The following is a 21,346-nucleotide window of genomic DNA, read 5'->3' as shown; positions in this document are numbered from 1 at the left end:
GAGCGTCACGGCTCGCGCACCGCGACCGGGATCAGCGCCTTCTTCTGCGCCTTCGCCCGGCGGCCGATCTTGCGCTTCTGGCGCGGGTCGAACGCGTCACGCAGCCCGTCGCCGATGAAGTTGATGCTCAGGGCGATGATGATGATGAACACGCCCGGCCACCAGAACAGCCACGGGCTCGTGCTGAATGACTCCTGATAGTTGCTGATCAGCAGACCAAGAGAAGTGTCGGGTGCCCGCACACCGAAGCCCAGGTAGTCCAGCGCGGTCTCCAGCAGGATCGCCGCGGCCATGAGCAGGGTCGCGTTGACGATGATCACGCCGACGGCGTTCGGCAGGATATGACGGAAGATGATGCGCGTATCACCGGCGCCCGCCATACGCGCCGCATCAACGAACTCACGCTCGCGAAGCGACAGGAACTCGGCACGCACGAAACGCGCGAGGCTCGGCCAGGTGACCAGCGCGAGGAACAGCGCAAGACCGAACGACCCCAGCTTCACACCCGAATTCTGCGACATCGATCCGACGACGGCACCGATGACAAGCACAGGGATGATCAGCACGACGTCGGTCAGGCGCATGATCAGCGAGTCGATGAATCGGCGATAGTAGCCGGCGATGGCACCGAGCACGACACCGATCGCCGTGGAGACGACGCCGATGACAACGATGACCATAAGCGACTGCTGCGTGCCGCGCATCACGTTGGCAAAGTTGTCTCGGCCCACGGGATCCTGGCCGAACGGGTGCTCCCCGAGCGAGAACGGCCAAAGCGTCATGGTGGGCTCACCCCCGTTGACCGGAGGGAGTGGCGAGTTCCAGCCCCACTTCCACCAGCCCGGGATCCTGAGACCGAGGGCGTCGATGCCGACCGAGCTGTACGCCAGGATCGCGGTGAGCACCAGCACGACCAACGCGATCATGGCAGGGCGGTTGCGGACGAACCGGCGGAAGACGATGCGGCCCTGGCTGAGGCCGGCCACATCCCGCATCTCGATCGACGTCTGCTCGTTGCCGGTGACGTTCGCGTCCATGCCCGGCTCGAGGTTCGTCGAGGGAACGGGGCCGAGCCGGTCTCGTTCTGGGTCGTTGTTCTTATCAGGCATCAGGAGACTCGAATCCGCGGGTCGAGTGCCGAGTACAGCACATCTGCGATCAGGTTGAAGACAATCACGGTGGCGCCGGTGACGAGGAAGAAGCCCATCACCGAGTTCACATCCACCTTGTCGAGGGCGATGTTGAAGAGCGCCCCCATTCCGCTCCAGCCGAAGACGTGCTCCGTGATCACTGCGCCACCGATGAGCGCGCCGATATCCAGTGTCAGAAGCGTGGTCACCGGGATCAGTGAGTTACGGAACGCATGCCGCATGACCACCGTGCGCTCGGTGAGCCCCTTGGCCCGTGCGGTGCGAATGTAGTCCTGGTTCATGACCTCGAGGGTCGAGGCACGGGAGTACCGCGAGTAACTCGCGAGACTCACCAGAACGAGACACAGCGTGGGCAGCAGCAGGTGCGAGTACGAGTCGAGCACCGAGATCCACAGGTCACCGTTCAGCTGCGGCGTCGATGAGCCGATCGTAGCGATCGGGCGTCCGTGCACGAAGCTGCTGGTCGCGAACACCTGCCAGGAGCCCATGGCACGGTCGACGAAGAAGATGAAGCCGAGGCTCACCGCCGTGATCGCCGCCGTTCTGGCAGAGCGCCAGCGATCGGGGCCACGGAACAGCCAGCCGACGAGAATGCCGACACCCGCCGCAATCACCGCGAGAAGCAGGATCGTCCACACGCTGGCGTCGACGTAGACGTACTGCAGCGGATAGTAGAGCGCCATTCCGATGGCGACCGTGACCAGCGACGAATACAGCGCACGCCGATCCTTGATGCCCGTCGACAGCGCCGTGACGATGAAGGCGATGCCGACACCGATGCCCGCGCAGACGATCGGGCCGAGGCTCGGGTCGGTGAACCAGTTGCTCGCGTCGAGGAACCACAGAACCACGAGAGCGGATGCGAACGCGACCGCCGCGGTCAGGCCTCGCTTCGCCCAGCTGCCTCCGAGGATGCCCTGCCAGACCACGGCACTGATGAGGCTCAGCACGATGATCACCGGCCAGGGTATCGCGGGCTCGGCGAGGAAGTCGTTGAAGCCGATGGCCACGTACTGCTTGAGCATCGCGGCCAGCCAGAAGACGGGGAGCGAGAAGAACAGGAAGGACGCGAACGTCACGGTGTAGTCGTACCCCGAGTACTGGCGCAGCGCCGTCGTGATGCCGATGACGACGCCGATGAAGAGGCCGAGGAACTCGGAAAGGGTCACGAGCTGAAGCGTGGACGTCATGGCCGCCCCGAGCTGGCCGGTCACCTGCGCGCCGGTGGGGTCGACCCCCAGCGTGAACTGGCCGATGAAGACCTTGAGCACGCCGCCCAGCCAGATGAAGTACCGCAGGTACGGGGGAACGCCCAGATCAAGAAGATCGCTGCGCGCCTCAATCAGCTGCCCTTTGTTGAGCGCTGTGCTCGTGCGCAGGTCAGCAAGCGGATCGCCCGAGTACGCCGTCAGCAGGTACATGAGGTACGAGGCGACGAAGAGCACGACGAGGCCGATGCCGAGTCGCCGAAGAATGAATGTGAACATATGTTGTCCTACCTAGGACTGAAGCTTCCAGACCCTCGGGTGCCAGCCCGTGACGGACTGACACCCGAGGAATCACCTGATTCGGCCGACTACTTAGTCTGCCACTCCCAGAAGTTCCAGAAGTAGGTGGGCGACAGCGGTGCGTCGGAGACACCCGACACGTCGTTGCTCCACGCGGTGATCTGCGGGAACTGGTACAGCGTCAGGCCGTACGCGTCGTCATAGACGATCTTCTCCATCTTGCGGAGAAGCTCCTGCTGCTTGCTCTCGTCGAGAGTCTTGGCAATCTGGTTCCACAGATCATTCACCTGGGCGTTGTTGTAACCGTTGAAGTTGTTACCGGCATCACCCTGGAATGTCGCCTGCGCCTGGGTCACGTTCGTGCCGGTGTTCTGCCATGCGAACACGATCGCGTCGTAGCTCTTGTTGCCGAGCAGCGACGACCAGTTCTTATTGCCGGAGTCGACAACGTTGAACCCGGCATCCTTCGCGGAGGCCTGGATCAGCGCGAACTCGTTCACGCGACGCGGGTTCGTGTTGTCGTACATGAACTTCACGTTGACGGGCGTGGTGACGCCAGCCTGTGCGAGAAGCGACTTGGCCTTGTCGATGTCGGTCTTGGCGTACATCGACGAGTCGTTCGCCTTGATCATGTCGTCGTACGTCGACGTGCCGGGCAGCTGCGTCTGCGAGTTGTCGACGACAGCGTTCGGGTTCAGCGGCTTGATCAGCTGGTCGAGGATCTTGTCGCGAGGAACCGTGAGCAGGAACGCCTCACGCACCAGCTGCGCCTTGGCGGCGTCGCCACCGTACGTGGCGGGGTCGAACGGGCCGCCGTTGTTGAACGTCAGGTCGACGTGCTCGTACGTGGACGCGCCGATGTTGGACGTCTTGACGTTCTTGATCTTGTCGAGTGCCTTCTGCACATCCTGCGTCGACTGCGGCTGGATGATCGAGACCTCGCCGTTCTGCAGGGCCTGCACCTCCGACAGCGCGTCAGGAATGAAGCGAACCGTCAGGTTCTTGACCTGCGCCTTGTGGTCGCCGTCGTACTTGTCGTTCGCCTTCAGCGTGATGTACTGATCCTTCTTCAGACCGGTGACCACGTAGGGACCGTCCGAGAGGAACAGCATCTTGTTGCTGGGCAGGTTGCCGCTCATGTCGAACGCGGTGTTCCACGTGGCGGAGACCTTCTTCAGCACGGCTGCGTCGTCGGTCTGCACGGCCTTGACCAGTGCATCCTTCGCCTTCTGCGCGTCGGTGATCGACGGGTCAGCGACCTCCATCACCGCGTGCGCGGGAAGGTCGGCGGCCATGTTGATCTCCCAGCCGACATCAGGCGTCTTGTACGTCACCGTGAGCGAGCGACCGTCATCGCCGATCTTCGGGACTGTCGGAGCGTTCGCCAACCCGGTGCCCTGCGCTGCGGAGTTGAAGTACACCGCGTTGTCGAGTTCCTTCTGGTTGGTGACGTTGCCATTGTCGTCAAGCTTCGGCTCGACGTTCTTGTCGTTGTACACGCCGGACTGCGCGACCCACGCCAGCATGAGGTCGGCCGAATCGACGGGCGTGCCATCTGACCACGTGACGCCCTTGTTGATCGTGTACTTAACGGTCAGCGGGTCATCCGACGTCTTCTTGACGGTGCCGAACCAGGTGTCGTTGACCAGGTTTGACTTGTTGTCGTAGTAGTTGAACCAGGAGCTCGTCAGGTAGCGAATGTTCGCGTTCGTGACGTTGTTACCCGTAGATGAGTTGTTGTTGTACGAGTAGAACGGCTGGTTCCACGCAACGGACAACGACGTGCTCTTCTCGAGCTCCGACGATTTCGGTGCCGAGCAGCCGGTGAGAATCAGGGCACCTGCGCCCATCATCGCCGCGGCAACGGCAATTCGTCTGATCTTCAATTTTCCTCCTGGGAGCTGGTGCTAACGCCGGCGGCAAGGGTTTTGTCACGCGACGCAGTCATTACACATGACACTAAGTTTCCCTGTGTCCTGAGGCAAAACTACGTTCAAAAACGTTACACAGTGGTAACGATATGAGCGCAATTTTGCATCGTGCTGCTCATATGAGCAAATCGGATGCCGGCGCGAGGCGATCCGCGGCCTCGCGCCGCTGCGCATCGCCGTGCTTTCGCGCGGGCGATGAGATGAGCGACGCCTCGCGGGGCGGGCGACGCGTGGGGACGCGTGGCGGCACGCGTGGTGAGAGGATGCGTGCGTGCAGAAACTCGACGTGGAAGGCGCGGAGGCGGCATCCGCTCGTCGTCGCCTGTGGTGGGAGATCGCGATCGTTCTCGGCCTCTCCCTGGGGGCCTCGGCCGTGTATTCGATCGTGGCGATCATTGCCCGGCTGACGGCGAAGGTGCCACTGTCGGATCAATCCGCGACGCTGAACCCGTCGCAAAGCCCGCGGGAATGGCTCGACTTCACGTATCAGGTTCTCGCGCCGGCGTTCGATCTGTTCCCCGTGGCCCTCGTGATCTTTCTGTTGTGGCGGCCCGGGGCAAGCGGACTGCGACGCATCGGGCTCGACTTCACGCGGCCCGGTCGCGATGCGCTGGGCGGCCTCGGGCTCGTCGCACTGATCGGCATACCGGGCCTCGCCCTCTACATCGGCGGGCGGCTGCTTGGCATCACGGTGGCGGTCGACGCGTCGACGCTCGACCCGCACTGGTGGACCATTCCCGTGCTCGTGTTCGCGGCGCTGCGATCGGGGCTGCAGGAGGAGGTGATCATGGTCGGCTACCTCTTCACCCGGTTGGCACAGCTGGGGTGGGCGAAGTGGTGGATCATCGTAGCGAGCGCGCTCGTGCGCGGCAGCTACCACCTGTATCAGGGCATCGGGCCGTTCGTGGGCAACGTGGCCATGGGGGTCGTGTTCGGCTGGGTGTACACGCGCTGGGGTAGAACGATGCCGCTCGTGGTCGCGCACTGGCTGATCGACGTGATCTCGTTCGTGGGGTATCCGCTGGCCGTGGCGTGGTGGCCGGCGTTGTTCGGCGTGGCCGGGGGTTGAGGAGTCGGGTTTCGAGACGCCGCTGCGCGGCTGATCAACCTGCGTCCGGAGTCGGGTTTCGAGACGCCGCTGCGCGGCTCCTCAACCCGCGTGCTCGAACGCCTCGGGGGGTGGGCACGCGCAGAAGAGGTTGCGGTCGCCCCACGCCTGGTCGATGCGGCGCACCGGCGGCCAGTACTTGGCCGCCGGCACCCCGGCCGGGTAGACGGCCTGCTCGCGCGTGTACGCGTGATTCCAGTCTGAGCGGATGGCGCACTGCGCCGTGTGCGGGGCACCCACGAGCGGGTTGTCTCCTGCCGGCCAGCGGCCTGCGTGAACGGCATCCGCTTCGGCTTTGATGGCGATCATGGCGTCGATGAAGCGGTCGAGTTCGGGCAGGTCCTCGCTCTCGGTCGGCTCGACCATGAGGGTGCCCGGCACCGGGAAGCTCATGGTGGGCGCGTGGAAGCCGTAGTCGATGAGGCGCTTCGCGACATCGTCGACCGTGATGCCCGTCGCCTGCGTGAGGGGGCGCAGGTCGAGGATGCACTCGTGCGCGACCAGCCCGCTCTCGCCCGCGTACAGCACAGGGAAGTGGTCGCGCAGGCGCGCAGCGATGTAATTGGCGGCGAGCACAGCGGCGCCCGTGGCCTGCGTGAGGCCCTCGGCGCCCATCATGCGCACGTACGCCCAGCTGATGGGCAGGATGCCCGGGCTGCCGAACGGGGCGGCCGAGATGCGGGGGGTGGGTCTCGAGACGCCGCCGACGGCGGCTCCTCGCCCGGCGGAGGATTCGGTGGGTCTCGAGACGCCGCCGAGGGCGGCGCCTCGACCGGCATGGCTGGGCAGGAACTCGGCCAGGTGCGACTTCGCGGCGACCGGGCCCACGCCCGGCCCTCCCCCGCCATGCGGGATGCAGAACGTCTTGTGCAGGTTGAGGTGCGAGACGTCGCCGCCGAAATCGCCGAATCGGGCGTAACCGAGCAGGGCGTTCAGGTTGGCCCCGTCGACGTAGACCTGGCCGCCGGCGGCGTGCACCGCATCCGTGATGCTACGAATCTCGTGCTCGTACACGCCGTGCGTCGACGGATACGTGACCATGAGCGCAGCCAGCTCATCGGCGTGCTGGGCGATCCTGGCGCGCAGATCGTCGAGGTCGACGTTGCCGAGGTCGTCGCACGCGACCACGACCACGCGCATGCCCGCGAGCACCGCGGACGCCGCATTGGTGCCGTGCGCGCTCGAGGGGATCAGGCAGACCGTGCGGCCCTCGTCGCCGCGAGAGCGATGGTACCCGCGGATGGCGAGGAGCCCGGCAAGCTCGCCCTGGCTGCCCGCGTTCGGCTGCAGAGAGACGGCGTCGTAGCCCGTGACCTCGGCAAGCCAGCCCTCGAGCTGCGCGATGAGCTCGAGGTAGCCTCGCACATCGTCGGCCGGGGCGAACGGGTGGATGTCGGCGAACTCGGGCCAGGTGATCGCCTCCATCTCGGCGGCGGCGTTGAGCTTCATCGTGCACGAGCCGAGCGGGATCATGCCGCGGTCGAGCGCGTAGTCCTTGTCGGCGAGGCGCTTCAGGTAGCGCATCATCGAGGTCTCGGAGTGGTGCGTGTTGAAGACCGGGTGCGTGAGGAAGACGCTCGTGCGCTCGAGCTCGCGCGGGAAGTCGTGGAAGGAGTGCGGTGCGACGGCGGACCAGGCGGCGGGGCTGCCGCTGGCCGGGCTGAAGATTGCGGGGTCGTCGAGCGGGATCGGCTCGATCGTGGCGTCGGGAGCGAGAGCGGTGACGAGGTCTGAGACCACGGCAGGATCAGCCGCCGACACCTCATCGAACGACACGGTGACGGTGGTGTCGTCCACGACATTGATGAGGATGCCGAGCTCGCGCGCTCGGAAGGCGCAGGCTCGCGCGTCGAGCACCCGCACCGCGAGCGTGTCGAAGTAGTTCTCGGAGAGAACGTTCAGCCCTCGCGCGCGCAGGGCACGGGCCGCGAAGGCTGCCGCCCCATGCACGTCGCGCGCGATGTTCGCGAGGCTCAGGGGCCCGTGATACACGGCGTACATGGCCGCCATGACGGCAAGGAGCACCTGCGCCGTGCAGATGTTGCTCGTCGCCTTCTCGCGGCGGATGTGCTGCTCGCGCGTCTGCAGCGTGAGGCGATATGCCCGGTGGCCGTCAGCATCCTGACTCACGCCAACGAGGCGGCCCGGCAACTGGCGCTCGAGGCCCGAGCGCACGGCCATGTACCCGGCGTGCGGGCCGCCGAATGCCATGGGCACGCCGAAACGCTGCGTGGTGCCGACGGCGATGTCGGCGCCGAGCTCGCCAGGCGGCGTGAGCAGGGTGAGGGCGAGGAGGTCGGCGGCGACCACGGCGAGCGCCTTCTGCTCGTGGGCGGCGGCGATGATCTCGGCGGGGTTCCAGACACGGCCGGATGCGCCGGGGTACTGGATGAAGAGGCCGAAGCAGTCGGGGATGAGGGACTCGGGGGTTGGGTTTCGAGACGCAGCTTCGCGGCTCCGGGGCCCGCCTGCGTCGGGGATTGGGTTTCGAGACGCCGCTACGCGGCTCCTCAACCCGCCTTGGGCGGGGGCGAAGTCGATCTCGATGAGTTCGATTCCGACCGCCTCGGCGCGCGTGCGCAACACCGCCTTCGTCTGCGGCAGCGCGTCGGCGTCGACGAGGAACCGGTTCGAGGCCGACTTCGAGGCGCGACGGGCCAGCAGCATCCCCTCGGCGACCGCAGTGGCCTCGTCGAGCATCGACGCGTTGGCGATGTCGAGTGCGGTGAGGTCGGCCACCATCGTCTGGAAGTTGAGGAGCGCCTCGAGGCGGCCCTGCGAGATCTCGGGCTGGTACGGCGTGTACGCGGTGTACCAGCTGGGGTTCTGCAGAACGTCACGGCGGATCACCGCGGGCGTGATGGTGCCGTAGTAGCCGAGGCCGATCATGGAGCGGCGCGGGGTGTTGGCACTCGCGATGGCGCGGAGTTCGGCGAGCGCCTCGATCTCGGTCGCGGGCTCGGGCAGCAGTGGCCTCGAGACGGCCGCGTCGCGACCTCCTCGACCAGCGGAATCGGGCTCGGGAAGGGGTGGCCTCGAGACGGCCACGTCGCGACCTCCTCGACCAGCGGGATCGGAGGTGCGGATGGACGCGGGCAGGGCCGCGCGCATGAGCTCGTCGATCGATGTGTGGCCGAGCGCAGCGAGCATCCGCTCACGTGCCTCGGAATCGGTGCCGATGTGCCGGTCTGCGAACGCTGCCACGCTCACTCGCCGATCAGCGCGCCGTACTGCTCGGCACTGAGCAGCTCGGGCAGGTCACCGGTGAGGGTGAGGCGCACGAGCCAGCCCTCGCCGAGGGGATCCTTGTTGATGAGTTCGGGCTCGTTGCCCAGCCGGTCGTTCGCCTCGGCGACGGTTCCGGCGGCGGGGGCGTAGAGCTCGCCGACCGACTTGGTCGACTCGATCTCGGCGATGACCCTGCCAGCCGCGGCCTCACTGCCCACTTCGGGCAGGTCGACGAAGACGATGTCGCCCAGCTTGTCCGCGGCGTATGCCGTGATGCCCACGGTCACCGTGTCACCGTCGACGCGCACCCACTCGTGCTCCTCGGTGTACTTCAACTCGCCTGCGTCGGCCATGATCAGCTCTTCTTTCTGCTTCTGCGATAGAACGGGAGGGGTGTGACGGTGAACGGCAGTCGTGTGCCGCGAACGTCGACGGCAAGCTGGGTGCCCGGCTCGGCGTATGCGAGATCGACGTACGCCATGGCGATCGGGTGCCCGAGCGTCGGCGAGAGCACGCCCGACGTGATTCGACCGACGGATGCCGACGCCTCGGCGTCGGAGGGGTACACCTCGTACTCGGCGCGCGCCGCCCGGCGCCCCTCGCCGACGAGGCCGACGAGCACGGGTGCGTTGTCGTCCGGCCCGGTCTCGCACGCCGCGCGGCCGACGAAATCGAGCGGCTTGTCGAGGGCGACCACGCGCTCCAGCCCGGCCTGAACCGGGAGCGTCTGGCGCGTGAGCTCGTGCCCATAGAGCGGCATGCCCGCCTCGAGGCGCAGGCTGTCGCGGGCGGCGAGGCCGGCCGGAACGAGGCCGTATGGCGTGCCTGCCTCGATGAGCGCGTCCCAGAGCTGGGGCGCCGCCTCGGGCGAGAGGTAGAGTTCGAAGCCGTCTTCTCCCGTGTAGCCCGTGCGGGCCATGAGCAGCGGATGCTCGGCAAACGCCCCCGCAATGGCACGGTAATTCGGCAGACCCCGCAGCGCCGCGGGCACGTCTTCGCCGTCAGGGTGGCCGCCGTCCAGGGCGAGGCCCGGCACGTCGAGCAGGATCTCGAGCGCCCTCGGACCCTGGATCGCGAGGAGCGCGACGTCGTCGCTCTCGTCGTAGACCTGTGCGGCGAAGTCGGCGGTGCGCTCGCGCAGTTCGCGGGCGACCTCGTGACGGTTGGCCGCGTTGGCCACGACGAGGTAGCGGTCTTCGCCCGTGTGGTAGACGACGAGGTCGTCGATGATGCCGCCGTCGGCCGCGAGCAGCAGGGTGTACTTGGCGCGCCCCACCTCGACGGCCGAAAGCCGGCCTGCGAGAGCGTAGTCGAGGGCGGCGGCCGCATCCGCGCCGAGAACGAGGATCTCGCCCATGTGCGAGAGGTCGAAGAGGCCCGCCGCGGTGCGCACCGCGTGGTGCTCGGCAAGGTCGCCCGAATAGCGAAGGGGCATCTGCCAGCCGGCGAAGTCGGTGAAGCTGGCGCTGGCGGCGACGTGCGCGTCGTGCAGCGGGGAGCGTTCTGTGTTTTCGGATGCGTCGGTCATGGAGTTCTCCTGCTCGCCCGGGCCCGCCCGGGAAAGGCCACGGCGGGCGCCGGATGGCCCCCGTCGAAGAACTCCCCCTCTGTCATGCGGCCTGAGAGTTTCGCCGTCTTCGCTACACGAAGGCGGCTTTCACCGTGGGCGGAGCCTCAGCTCGGCCGGGTTTCGAGACGCGCTTCGCGCTCATCAACCCGCGGCAATGCGAGACTCGCTTTTCAGAGTGGCCCGTTCGATGCGGTACGAGTACCTGAGAGATTGTCGGGGAGGATTGCTCCTTCGGTGCCTCACGCATTGCGCTTCGGCTCTCCCGCATCGACCGTTCGGCCCGGTATTCAGTTGCGACTGCACGCGCTCGAGCACTGCAACAACTCTCCCAAGACGCACCGCCAGCCTAGCCCTTCGTCATCGATTCGCGCTTAGGGTCAACACGACACTAAGATGGAGCCACGGTTAGAGTCAGATTGACTTTTACTCGATGTGGGGAACGGACAGCGGATGGGCGGCACCGAGGCAGGGCAGCGTAGCGAGGACGGCGCGGTCGGCGCTGTCGGCGCTGTCGGCGCTGACCGCGTCAGCCTCGCCGTCTCGACCGTCATCTTCGCGCTGCGCCACGATGACGAGACCGGCCTGCCCACCGTCTGGATCCCGCTGGTGCGCCGCATCCGCGAGCCGTATCTCGGCCGGTGGGCGCTTCCGGGCGGCCCCCTGACCGGCGACGAGGATCTCGCGACCGCCGCGGCCCGCAACCTCAACGAGACCACGCACCTCACCCCCCGCTACCTCGAGCAGCTCTACGCGTTCGGCGACGCCGACCGCTCCCCCGGCGCCCGCCGCGTCGTCTCGATCGTGTACTGGGCGCTCGTGCGTTCCGAGGAGGCGGCGCGCGTCAGCGTCGGCGAGAATGTGCGCTGGTTCGCGGCAGACACGGTGCCCACGCTCGCATTCGATCACAAGCTCATCGTCGAATACGCCCTCTGGCGCCTGCGCAACAAGATGGAGTACAGCCGCATCGCGCACGCATTCCTCGGCGACACGTTCACGATCGCCCAGCTGCGCGAAGTGCACGAGGCGGTGCTCGGCAAGGCGCTCGACCCTGCCAACTTCCGCCGCAGCATCGAGACCACAGGGGCCCTCGTCGACACCGGCAAGAGGCTCACGGGCACCAAGCATCGCCCGCCCCGCCTCTACCGCTACAACGCCGACATCGACCTTGCCGACCAAGGGCCGCTCGCCGACCAGGGGCCGCTCGGCGACTCCCACGCCACAACCTGACTGCACCACCCGATCCACGGAAGAAGACAGCAATGAGCATCATCGCATCGGTCGACCTCACCATTGAGCACATCGTCGACGGCACCACGGATGGCGAGATCTGTACACCAGAACTCGTCGACGCGCCGTGGAACTTCGACACGGCCGCCCCCAGCTACGGTCCCGGTGCCTCCATGGCCGACCCGATCCCCGTCGACTCGCCGCGGCAGGGCGAGCTGCCCGAGGAATACCGCACCGCGAGCAAAGAGGAGCTCGCCCGGCGCATCCACGAGGCGAAGCGCACGCTCGGCGACCGCGTCGTGGTCATGGGCCACTTCTACCAGCGTGACGAGGTCGTGCAGTACGCCGACTACCTCGGCGATTCCTTCCAGTTGGCCAACTTCGCCAGGGCCAACGAGAGTGCCGAGGCCATCGTGTTCTGCGGCGTGCACTTCATGGCCGAGACGGCCGACATGCTCTCGCGCCCCGAGCAGGCCGTCATTCTGCCCAATCTCGCGGCCGGCTGCTCCATGGCCGACATGGCAGACATCGACTCTGTCACCGAGTGCTGGGAGCAGCTCGAGGAGCTGTACGGCACGGAACCGGGGGCCGATGGCCGGGTTCCGGTCATCCCCGTGACCTACATGAATTCCTCCGCCGCGCTGAAGGCCTTCTGCGGCGAGCACGGCGGAATCGTCTGCACGTCCTCCAACGCCGAGACCGTGCTGCGCTGGGCATTCGAGCGCGGCGAGCGCGTGCTCTTCTTCCCCGACCAGCACCTCGGCCGCAACACCGCGAAGGCGATGGGCGTGCCGCTGGAGCGGATGCCCCTCTGGAACGCGAGCCGACCGCTCGGCGGCAATGACGCATCCGCTCTTCAGGCTGCCAGCGTGATTCTGTGGCAGGGCTTCTGCTCGGTGCACAAGCGCTTCACGGTCGCGCAAATAGAGAAGGCCCGCGCCGAGTTCCCTGGCGTGCGCGTGATCGTGCACCCCGAATGCCCCATGGAGACCGTCGACGCCGCCGACGAGTACGGATCGACCGACTACATTCAGAAGGCGGTCGCGGCGGCCCCGGCGGGCTCGACCTTCGCGATCGGCACCGAGATCAACATGGTGCAGCGGCTCGCCGCCCAGCACCCGGAACACACGATCTTCTGCCTCGACCCGGTCGTGTGCCCGTGCTCCACCATGTACCGCATTCACCCCGGCTATCTGGCCTGGGTTCTCGAGGGGCTGGTGCGCGGCGAGGTGCTCAACCGCATCAGTGTTCCAGCGGATGTCGCCGGCCCCGCCCGTCTCGCGCTCGAACGCATGCTCGAGGCGAAGCCCGGCACCACGATGGCGGCCTGACATGCCCGGTGCGGATGCTCGTGGTGACGCCCGCAGCCTGATCGTCGTCGGCAGCGGCATCGCCGGCCTCGTCGCGGCGCTCACCGCGAGCGCGACGCACGACGTGACACTCGTGACCAAGGGGCGGCTGGCCGAGAGCAACACGCGGTACGCGCAGGGCGGCATCGCGGCGGCGCTGTTCGACGACGACAGCGTCAGCGAGCACATGGCGGACACCCTGCGCGTCGGCGGCGGCCTGAACGATCGGGCGGCGGTCGAGGTGCTGTGCACGGATGGCCCCCTCCGCGTGCGCGAGCTCATGCGCTGGGGCGTTGCCTTCGATCGCGATGGCCGCTCCCTGGCGCGCGGGCTCGAGGCGGCGCACTCGCATGCGCGCGTGCTGCACGCGGGGGGCGACGCGACCGGGGCCGCCATTGAAGACGCGCTGGTCGCGGCGGTGCGCGCATCCGCTGTGCGAGTGGTGGAGAACGCGTTTCTGGTGGATCTGGAGGTCGACGGCGGCCGGGTTGTGGGGGTGGAACTCGGTCTCGATACGCTCGCTGGCGCTCGCTTCTCGACCACCGATCGCCTCTACGCCGACGCGGTGATCCTGGCCACCGGCGGCGCCGGTCACCTGTACCGGCACACGACCAACCCGACCGTCGCCACGGGTGATGGGGCTGCGGCGGCCTGGCGCGCGGGGGCGCGGCTCGTCGATCTGGAGTTCTACCAGTTTCACCCGACCGCGCTCGCGGTGCCCGGCAGCTTTCTCGTCTCCGAGGCGGTGCGCGGCGAGGGCGCCGTGCTGCGCAACGCGCGCGGCGAGCGGTTCATGCTCGAGGTGCACCCGGACGCGGAGCTCGCGCCGCGGGACGTGGTTGCGCGCGGCATCGCGGTCGAGATGGCGGCGCAGGGCGGCGAGCCCGTGCTGCTGGACGCCACCGAGCTGGGCGGGAAGTTCCTGTCGCGGCGGTTCCCGACGATCGACGCAGCCTGCCGGGCGAACGGACTCGACTGGGCGCGCGAGCCCGTGCCCGTGACGCCCGCGGCCCACTACTGGATGGGCGGAGTCGCCACCGACGCGTGGGGGCGCACGTCGCTGCCGGGGCTGCTCGCGGTCGGCGAGGTCGCATGCACGGGGGTGCACGGGGCGAACCGTCTCGCGTCGAACTCGCTGCTCGAGGGCGCGGTGTTCGCGCACCGGGCGGCGACAGTCGGCCTGAGCGGGTTGAGGAGTGAGTCGAGCGGGTTGAGGAGTGAGCGAAGCGAACGTCTCGAAACCCCGTTGAGCGGGTTGAGGAGCGAGCGAAGCGAGCGTCTCGGAACCCTGCGGGATGCGTCGAGGGGTTGGGTTTCGAGACGCGAGCAGAGCTCGCTCCTCAACCCGCGGCGTGGTGAGCGAAGCGAACGTCTCGAAACCCCGTTGAGCGGGTTGAGGAGTGAGCGAAGCGAACGTCTCGAAACCCCGCGGGACGCGTCGAGGGGTTGGGTTTCGAGACGCGAGCAGAGCTCGCTCCCGGGCCCGCTTCTACCCGAGCAGAGCTCGCTCCTCAAGGCGCGGGGCGAGCTGCAGGCGCTCATGTGGCGGGCGGCGGGGGTGCACCGCGACGGCGCGGCCCTGACGGAGGCCGCGCAGAGAGTCGCCGAGCTCGGGGACGCGCCCGCGGCATCCGCTGGCCTCAGCGTGACCGAACTCGAGAACCGCAACCTGCGGCAGCTCGCCGCTCTCGTTCTCGACGCGGCGCTCGAGCGGCGCGAATCCCGGGGCGCGCACTTCCGATCCGACTACCCGACGACATCAGACGAGTTCGCCCGCCATTTCTCGCGGGCACGAGAGGTTTCCGTTCCATGCTGACCGACCAGATCATCGACTCCGTCGTCACGGCCGCGCTTGCCGAGGACGCTCCGTGGGGCGACATCACCTCGCAACTGCTGATCCCGGCCGACGCACGGGCCACGGCCAGCCTCGTCGCGCGCGAGGCGGGCGTCTTCAGCGGCGGCCGCGTTTTCGCCGCAACGATGAGTGCGGCCGACCCGGCGATCCAGACGACGCTGCACGTGGCCGACGGCGAGCGCTTCGAGCCCGGCGCACGGCTGGCTGAGGTTGCCGGCAGCGCCCGCGCGATCCTCATGGCCGAGCGCGTCGCTCTCAACCTCGTGCAGCGCATGAGCGGCATCGCCACCCTCACCGCACAGTACGTGGCACTCGCCGTCGGCACCCGCGCCCGCATCGTCGACACGCGAAAGACGACCCCCGGCCTGCGCGCCCTCGAACGCCACGCGGTCGTCAACGGCGGCGGCCACAACCACCGCTTCTCGCTCTCCGACGCCGTGATGGCGAAGGACAACCACATCGCCGTACTCACCGCGCAGAGCGGCCTCAGCGTCACCGACGCCCTGCGCCGCGTGCGCGAGCAGCTCTCGCACACCACGCACCTCGAGGTCGAGGTGGACCGCATGGACCAGATCGAACCCGTGCTCGCGGCGGGCGTCGACACGATCATGCTCGACAACTTCAGCCTGGATGACCTGCGCTCAGGCGTCGCTCTCGTGGCAGGCCGTGCCATCGTGGAGGCAAGCGGCAATGTGAACCTCGGCACCGTCGCCGACATCGCGCGCACGGGCGTCGACGTCATCTCGGTCGGCGCCCTCACCCACAGCGTGCGAAGCCTCGACCTCGGGCTCGACGTCGACGTGACGACGCCGCGGGTCGAGGAGCCGGCGGAGCCGACGCCTCGAAACCCCCGATCGGCACCCGCATGATCTACCTCGACTCGGCCGCGACCACCGCGGTGCGCCGCGAAGTGCTCGAGGCGATGTGGCCATACATGACGGGCGACTTCGGCAACCCGTCGAGCCATCACACGGTCGGCGAGTCGGCGGCGCGTGCGCTGGCAGGTGCGCGCTCGGCCGTCGCATCCTGGCTCGGCTGCCGCGCCGGCGAGGTCACATTCACCTCCGGCGGCACCGAGGCCGACAACCTCGCCATCAAGGGCATCGCCCTCGGCAACCCGCGGGGCCGGCACATCGTCACGACCGCGATCGAGCATGAGGCAGTGCTCGAATCCGTCGACTACCTGAAGCGGATGCACGGCTTCGCCGTGACCCTGCTCCCCGTTGACCGCGACGGCCTGGTCGACCCCGAACAGCTCGCCGTCGCCCTGCGCGACGACACCACCCTCGTGAGCATCATGTACGCCAACAACGAGGTGGGAACGGTGCAGCGGATCGCCGAACTCGCCCGCGTCTGCCACGAGCGCGGCGTGCCGATGCACACGGATGCCGTGCAGGCCGCCGGCTGGCTGAGCCTCGACGTGCGCGAGCTGGGCGTCGACGCCCTCAGCGTCTCCGGCCACAAGATCGGCGCGCCGAAGGGCACGGGAGCGCTGTTCGTGCGCGGTCGTCTTCCGCTGGAGCCCGTGCTGCACGGCGGCGGGCAGGAGCGCGGCCGCCGCTCCGGCACCGAGAACGTGGCCGGCGCTGTGGCGCTCGCGACCGCCGCCCGGCTGGTCGAACAGGGCCGCGAGACCAACGCGCAGACGGCGCGGGACGCGCGGGATTCCTTCATCGAACACGTGCTCGCCCGGGTGCCGGCAGCGCAGCTGACCGGCCATCCGTCGTCCCGGCTGCCGGCGAGCGCCTCGTTCGTGTTCGATGGCACGAGCGGCGAGTCGGTGCTGCTCGAGCTCGAGCGCCGTGGCGTCGTCTCCTCGAGCGGTTCGGCGTGCGCGGCCGGTAGCGACGAGGCGTCACACGTGCTCGTCGCGCTCGGGTATCCGGAAGTCCTCGCGCAGACGGCGGTGCGCTTCTCGTGGTCGCCCGACGTGACGGGCGAGCAGCTGGCGGCGGCCGCGGCATCCGTCGTCGAGGCTGTTGAGGCGGTCGGCGTGCTGGCGACGTAAGCGCCGAGTCTTCACGGAGTGAGCGGATGCCGGCCACCCTCGCTCGCTCCCGCCGCAGTCAGCCGAGCTCCTCCTCGGCCAGCAACTGCACGCCGCGCACCCCGTCGAGCGCCCCGAGCAGCTCGATGAGGCGCGCCGGCTGCGCCGAACCCGAGAGGTCGACCGCCACCGCGGTGAGCCCCTCGTGGCCGTGCTCGCGCGGCACGAGCCGGTTCACCATCCACTTCTCGTCGGTGATCGAGGCCAGGATGTGACGCAGCACTCCCCCGCCCTCGACGTAGACAACCTCAAGCTGCACGGCGGTCTCCTGCGTGCCCGGAATGCGCCTGATGACGAACGTGTAGACGTATGTGATGAAGAAGTGCAGCGCCGTGACGACGATGGCGAGAACCCAGAGGCCCGCGCCCGCGGCCATGCCGATCGCCGCGGATTCCCAGACCGCGGCGGCCGTCGTGAGCCCCCGCACCGCCCCGCGCCGGGTGAGGATGAGACCGGCGCCGAGAAAGCCGACGCACGAGACGATCTGGGCCGCCACGCGCGACGGGTCGAGCACGATGTGGCCGGCGATCAGCACGTCGGTGAAGCCGTACTTGCTGACGATCATCAGCAGCGCGCCCGTGGTGCCGACGATGGCCTGGGTTCGCAGCCCGGCGCTCTTGTGACGCAGCTCCCGCTCCAGGCCGATGAGCGAGGCGAGCAGGAAGGCCAGCATGAGTTCGCCGACCTGCAGCCAGCCGTCGCCCCCGAGCGTGGCGAGCGTGGCGGTGCGCATGCGGCCCACGGTACGCTGCGTGTCAGCAGTGCGCCCTAGGCTGAAATCGACACATGATGCAACCTCGGGAATAGTGAACGACACCCTCTCGTTCTCGCTCCCTGAGAAAGCATCGACTTTGCGCCCCACCGTTGCCCGGCGCCAGCGCCTCCCCGCATAAAGGAGTCCCCCGCGTGACTGAACGCACCGCCCTGAACACGGATGCGGCCGCCGGCACGGCGGCCGGTACGGGGTCGGTGCCGGCGTCGGCCGGCGCCGCATCCGCTCTGCTTGAGCGCCGCAACTCACGCGTCATCTGGCTGCTGCTCGCGGCGGCGTTCGTGGTGATTCTGAACGAGACCATCATGAGCGTGGCGCTGCCCGAGCTCATGATCGACCTGAAGGTCGACGCGCGCGCGGTGCAGTGGCTGTCGACGGCGTTCATGCTGACGATGGCCGTCGTGATCCCGATCACGGGATTTCTCATTCAGCGCTTCAGCACACGAGCGCTGTTCCTCGGCGCCATGACGTTCTTCTCGGTCGGAACGCTCGCGGCAGCGCTCGCACCGGGCTTTCTCGTGCTGCTCGCGGCGCGCGTCGTGCAGGCGTGCGGCACGGCGATCATGATGCCGCTGATGATGACGACCATCATGACGCTCGTGCCGAGTTCTCGGCGCGGTCGGGTGATGGGCAATGCGTCGATCGTCATCTCGGTCGCGCCCGCGATCGGGCCCACCATCTCGGGGCTCATTCTGCACTCGCTCGCCTGGCGGTGGATGTTCTGGATCGTGCTGCCGATCGCTGCGATCATGCTGCTGGTGGGCATGCGCTGGGTCGAGAACGTCACCGAGCCCCGCCGCGTGCCGATCGACGTCGTGAGCGTGGTGCTCTCGGCATTCGGGTTCGCGGGGCTCGTCTACGGTCTGAGCAACATCGGTGCGGGCACCGGCGACGGTGCGGCGGCAGCGGCTGCGGCGGCCACACCCATGTGGATCTCGCTCGCCGTCGGCGCGGTGGGCATCGCCGCCTTCATCGTGCGTCAGCTCTTCCTGCAGCGGCGCGATCGCGCACTGCTCGACCTGCGCACCTTCACCTCCGGGGGCTTCTCGGTCTCGATCGGCATGATGGTTGTCGCCATGATGGGGCTGTTCGGCACCATCATTCTGCTGCCCATCTACCTGCAGCAAGTGCTCGAGCTCGACACGCTGCAGATCGGCTTGCTGCTGCTGCCGGGCGGGCTCGTCATGGGCCTGCTCGCACCGCTCGTCGGGCGGCTGTACGACCGGGTGCCTACGCAGGCGCTGCTCGTGCCGGGAGCCATCGTGGTCAGCGGAGCGCTCTGGTCGCTGGCGTTCGTCACCGAGAACACGCCGGTGGCCATGCTGCTCGCCGCGCACATCACGCTCAGCCTCGGCCTGGCGTTCATCTTCACGCCGCTGTTCACGGCGGCGCTCGGCTCGGTGCGGCCCCACCTGTACTCGCACGCGAGCGCGGTGGTCGGCACTGTGCAGCAGGTGGCCGGCGCGGCGGGCACGGCCCTGTTCGTGACCATCATGTCGGCACAGAGTGCAACCCTGGCGCTCGGGGGTGAGGGCACGGATGCCGCCGTCGCCGGCGGGGTGCGCGCGGCGTTCCTGGTGGGCGCATCCATCTCGTTGCTGACCATTCTGGCGGCGTTCTTCGTGCGCAAACCCGCGGAGCAGCCAGAAGGCGTGCCGGTCGGGCACTAGGGGCACGACGCACTGTGGGTCCCGGGACCCGAAATCCGCTGCTCGGACCACTCCTGTCGGGTCCGGCGAGCGCATATCGGGTCCGGCGAGCGCGTACCTGGACCGGTGAGCGCATATCGGGTCTGGCGAGCGCGTACCGCGAGCCGGCATAAGCGCCGGGACTGTCGCGAGAGAGAATGGAGGGTGCCCCTTTTTCGTCGCCGCCGCCGCAAGAATGCCGGCCGCGTCGACGTCGGCCGCTACCAGGCGCCGCGGCAGTTCACGCTCGCTCCGATTGAGCGTGTCGTGGAAGAGGGCGCCCTCATCGCCACGAGTTCTGTGCGCATGGCGGTCAAGAACCGGGTGATCGTGGCCGCACTACGCGACGACAGCCGCTTCGACTCCGAGATGCTCGTCTCGTTCGCCCGCCGCCGCATGCGCGCGATTGCCCAGGAGAACGAGCAGACCGCCGATCGCCTGCTCGCTCCGGCCGAGCCTGTCTCGGGCGCTCCCGCCGGGGCGATCGAGATCGACTCGGAGGCGATCCTCGACGAGGAGCACCGGCGCCGCCCCACCGTGCACCGCATGCTGGCCTCCCGCCTGCGTCAGCAGGCCGACGACGTCGAGCTCGCCTCGACGATCGTCGAGGAGGCCCGCGACGACGCCTGGCAGGAGGTCGCGCGCGAAATCGGCCGCCAACTCGACAAGCGCGCATACTCGCCCGACCGCGAACCTGACTACGAGAGCGAACGGGCCGAGCGGATGCGCCAGCTCGTCGCCGTCGACCTGGTGCAACTACGGCGCGAGCAGCGCTGGGCCCGCATCGACGCCGCCGTCGACGACGCACACGCCGCCGGCCGCGTCACGTAACGTCGTCTGGAACCGGGGAAAGGAAGCGGCTGGCGATGGTTGCGCGCTGAAACGGGCCGCGCCCATCCTTCATGTAGGCAAGCTCGTCGAAGTCGACGAGCCAGCTGTGCACCGGAACCATGCCCGGGTAACCCACGATCTGGTTGTCGCCGGTCGCGACGATGACGCCGGAGGGCTGACCCTCCCATTCGTCGGCGACGCCCGCCGGCGAGGTCACGACAACGAGGGCGCCGATACCCAGCGGCGGCAGACTGCTGGCGGCGTCACGGAAGCGGGCAGCGGATGCGCTGCGCCGACGCTTGAACATGAGGGGCCTCCCGTGAGGCTCACCTTAGCCGCAACACTCGCGTCCGCACCCCAAAGCGATCGCACTCGACAGCGTCGGACTGGAGGCATTCTCCACGCGAAGTATACTAAAAGTATGACAATGACCACCATCAAGGTGTCCCCCGACACCCGAGACCGCCTCAAGGCACAGGCGAAGGCGGCGCACCGCTCACTCGGTGAATACCTGGTCGATCTGGCGGATCTCGCCGAGCGACGAGCGCGCTTCGACTCGCTTCGGCAGGCCATCACGCAGACTTGCGCGGAGACACGGGCGTCACACGTGGCCGAATCCGCCGAATGGGAGCGCACCGAGCTCGCCGACTTGTCGCGTCGTGGTGCCTGAGTCCGGTGAGGTCTGAGCCCGGGTACCCGCCCGAAATCGAGACCGGTTCGGTGGCATGGGCGGTGCTCGAGCCGGTCAAAGGCCGGGAGCAGGGCGGCCATCGGCCGGTGCTCGTCGTATCGAGCCCGGATTACCTCGAGACCGTGACGACCCTTGCCATCATTGTGCCGATCACCACAGTCGATCGTGGGTGGCCGAATGACATCCTCATTCGCGGCGACACCGGGCTCACAACCGACTCATGGGCGATGACCGAGCAGCTGCGCACCGTCAGCCGGGATCGGCTGACGAGGGTCAGCGGGCGCGCATCCGCTGAGTGCATGGCTGCGGTCCGTCTGTGGATCGGAGACTTCCTCGATCTCCCCAGCCGGTGACCGGCACACGTGACCGGCGCACCGACCGACAGGCGCG

General features: G+C 68.0%; 18 protein-coding genes and 1 riboswitch. Of the genes, 10 read left to right on the top strand and 8 right to left on the bottom strand.

The window, feature by feature from the left end:
* Positions 1–5 precede the first annotated feature (5 nt).
* The 3 genes from OSC27_RS06395 to OSC27_RS06385 all read right to left on the bottom strand — a co-directional run bounded on the left by OSC27_RS06395 (position 6) and on the right by OSC27_RS06385 (position 4,545).
* Complete coding sequence (locus OSC27_RS06395) at positions 6–1,109, bottom strand: ABC transporter permease (protein ID WP_323373972.1); 1,104 nt, start codon at positions 1,107–1,109, stop codon at positions 6–8.
* The gene (locus OSC27_RS06390; RefSeq protein WP_267180620.1) at positions 1,109–2,638 is read right to left on the bottom strand and encodes an ABC transporter permease; all 1,530 of its coding nucleotides are present in this window, start codon (positions 2,636–2,638) and stop codon (positions 1,109–1,111) included. The genes OSC27_RS06395 and OSC27_RS06390 overlap by 1 nt, the downstream gene beginning before the upstream one ends.
* 89 nt (positions 2,639–2,727) lie before the next feature.
* Positions 2,728–4,545: an ABC transporter family substrate-binding protein gene (locus tag OSC27_RS06385; RefSeq protein WP_267180619.1), complete on the bottom strand. Its 1,818-nt coding sequence runs from the start codon at positions 4,543–4,545 to the stop codon at positions 2,728–2,730.
* 316 nt (positions 4,546–4,861) lie between these two features.
* Here OSC27_RS06385 and OSC27_RS06380 point away from each other — a divergent pair, with 316 nt between their 5' ends.
* Positions 4,862–5,659 carry a CPBP family intramembrane glutamic endopeptidase gene (locus OSC27_RS06380; RefSeq protein WP_267180618.1) on the top strand — a complete coding sequence of 266 codons (798 nt, stop codon included), beginning with the start codon at positions 4,862–4,864 and terminating at the stop codon, positions 5,657–5,659.
* 81 nt (positions 5,660–5,740) lie between these two features.
* Here OSC27_RS06380 and gcvP read toward each other — a convergent pair whose 3' ends face one another.
* Genes gcvP through gcvT form a run of 3 tightly spaced genes read right to left on the bottom strand, consistent with a single transcriptional unit; the run spans position 5,741 to position 10,454 of the window.
* A complete protein-coding gene (gene gcvP / locus OSC27_RS06375) occupies positions 5,741–8,848 on the bottom strand; it encodes an aminomethyl-transferring glycine dehydrogenase (RefSeq protein ID WP_416348835.1) in 3,108 nt (1,035 codons plus the stop codon).
* Positions 8,849–8,904: 56 nt separating this feature from the next.
* Complete coding sequence (gcvH, locus tag OSC27_RS06370; protein WP_267180616.1) at positions 8,905–9,279, bottom strand: glycine cleavage system protein GcvH; 375 nt, start codon at positions 9,277–9,279, stop codon at positions 8,905–8,907.
* Positions 9,280–9,281: 2 nt separating this feature from the next.
* Entirely contained in the window at positions 9,282–10,454 is a 1,173-nt protein-coding gene (gene gcvT / locus OSC27_RS06365) for a glycine cleavage system aminomethyltransferase GcvT (protein ID WP_267180615.1), read from the bottom strand.
* Positions 10,455–10,676: 222 nt separating this feature from the next.
* A riboswitch (glycine riboswitch) is annotated at positions 10,677–10,771 on the bottom strand.
* Positions 10,772–10,946: 175 nt separating this feature from the next.
* Here gcvT and OSC27_RS06360 point away from each other — a divergent pair.
* Genes OSC27_RS06360 through OSC27_RS06340 form a run of 5 tightly spaced genes read left to right on the top strand, consistent with a single transcriptional unit; the run spans position 10,947 to position 16,935 of the window.
* A complete protein-coding gene (locus OSC27_RS06360) occupies positions 10,947–11,723 on the top strand; it encodes an NUDIX hydrolase (protein WP_267180614.1) in 777 nt (258 codons plus the stop codon).
* 32 nt (positions 11,724–11,755) lie between these two features.
* Positions 11,756–13,054: a quinolinate synthase NadA gene (gene nadA / locus OSC27_RS06355; protein WP_267180613.1), complete on the top strand. Its 1,299-nt coding sequence runs from the start codon at positions 11,756–11,758 to the stop codon at positions 13,052–13,054.
* Between the two features lies 1 nt (position 13,055).
* The gene (nadB, locus tag OSC27_RS06350; protein ID WP_267180612.1) at positions 13,056–14,888 is read left to right on the top strand and encodes an L-aspartate oxidase; all 1,833 of its coding nucleotides are present in this window, start codon (positions 13,056–13,058) and stop codon (positions 14,886–14,888) included.
* Entirely contained in the window at positions 14,882–15,796 is a 915-nt protein-coding gene (gene nadC, locus OSC27_RS06345; RefSeq protein WP_267180611.1) for a carboxylating nicotinate-nucleotide diphosphorylase, read from the top strand. The genes nadB and nadC overlap by 7 nt, the downstream gene beginning before the upstream one ends.
* Entirely contained in the window at positions 15,793–16,935 is a 1,143-nt protein-coding gene (locus OSC27_RS06340; RefSeq protein WP_267180610.1) for a cysteine desulfurase family protein, read from the top strand. The genes nadC and OSC27_RS06340 overlap by 4 nt, the downstream gene beginning before the upstream one ends.
* 58 nt (positions 16,936–16,993) lie before the next feature.
* On the opposite strand, the gene OSC27_RS06335 is transcribed toward OSC27_RS06340, so the two are convergent.
* On the bottom strand, positions 16,994–17,707 hold the full coding sequence (locus OSC27_RS06335; RefSeq protein ID WP_267180609.1) for an MgtC/SapB family protein: 714 nt from the start codon (positions 17,705–17,707) through the stop codon (positions 16,994–16,996).
* A gap of 173 nt (positions 17,708–17,880) precedes the next feature.
* Between OSC27_RS06335 and OSC27_RS06330 the strand changes: the two genes are divergently transcribed.
* The gene (locus tag OSC27_RS06330) at positions 17,881–19,416 is read left to right on the top strand and encodes a DHA2 family efflux MFS transporter permease subunit (RefSeq protein ID WP_416348825.1); all 1,536 of its coding nucleotides are present in this window, start codon (positions 17,881–17,883) and stop codon (positions 19,414–19,416) included.
* A gap of 183 nt (positions 19,417–19,599) precedes the next feature.
* Positions 19,600–20,265, top strand: a complete 666-nt coding sequence (locus tag OSC27_RS06325; protein ID WP_267180608.1) for a hypothetical protein — start codon at positions 19,600–19,602, stop codon at positions 20,263–20,265.
* Here the strand turns inward: OSC27_RS06325 and OSC27_RS06320 are convergent.
* Complete coding sequence (locus OSC27_RS06320) at positions 20,258–20,572, bottom strand: hypothetical protein (RefSeq protein WP_267180607.1); 315 nt, start codon at positions 20,570–20,572, stop codon at positions 20,258–20,260. The two genes, OSC27_RS06325 and OSC27_RS06320, sit on opposite strands and share 8 nt — an antisense overlap.
* Positions 20,573–20,686: 114 nt before the next feature.
* On the opposite strand from OSC27_RS06320, the gene OSC27_RS06315 reads away from it, so the two are divergent.
* Complete coding sequence (locus OSC27_RS06315) at positions 20,687–20,935, top strand: hypothetical protein (protein WP_267180606.1); 249 nt, start codon at positions 20,687–20,689, stop codon at positions 20,933–20,935.
* Positions 20,936–20,940: 5 nt separating this feature from the next.
* Complete coding sequence (locus OSC27_RS06310) at positions 20,941–21,309, top strand: type II toxin-antitoxin system PemK/MazF family toxin (protein WP_267180605.1); 369 nt, start codon at positions 20,941–20,943, stop codon at positions 21,307–21,309.
* The last annotated feature ends 37 nt before the right edge of the window (positions 21,310–21,346 follow it).

The organism is Microbacterium sp. STN6, assembly GCF_026410545.1.
Classification (GTDB): Bacteria; Actinomycetota; Actinomycetes; order Actinomycetales; family Microbacteriaceae; genus Root112D2.
The sequence above is the reverse complement of the archived record's forward strand: the minus strand, read 5'-3'. Positions and strand labels throughout refer to the sequence as shown.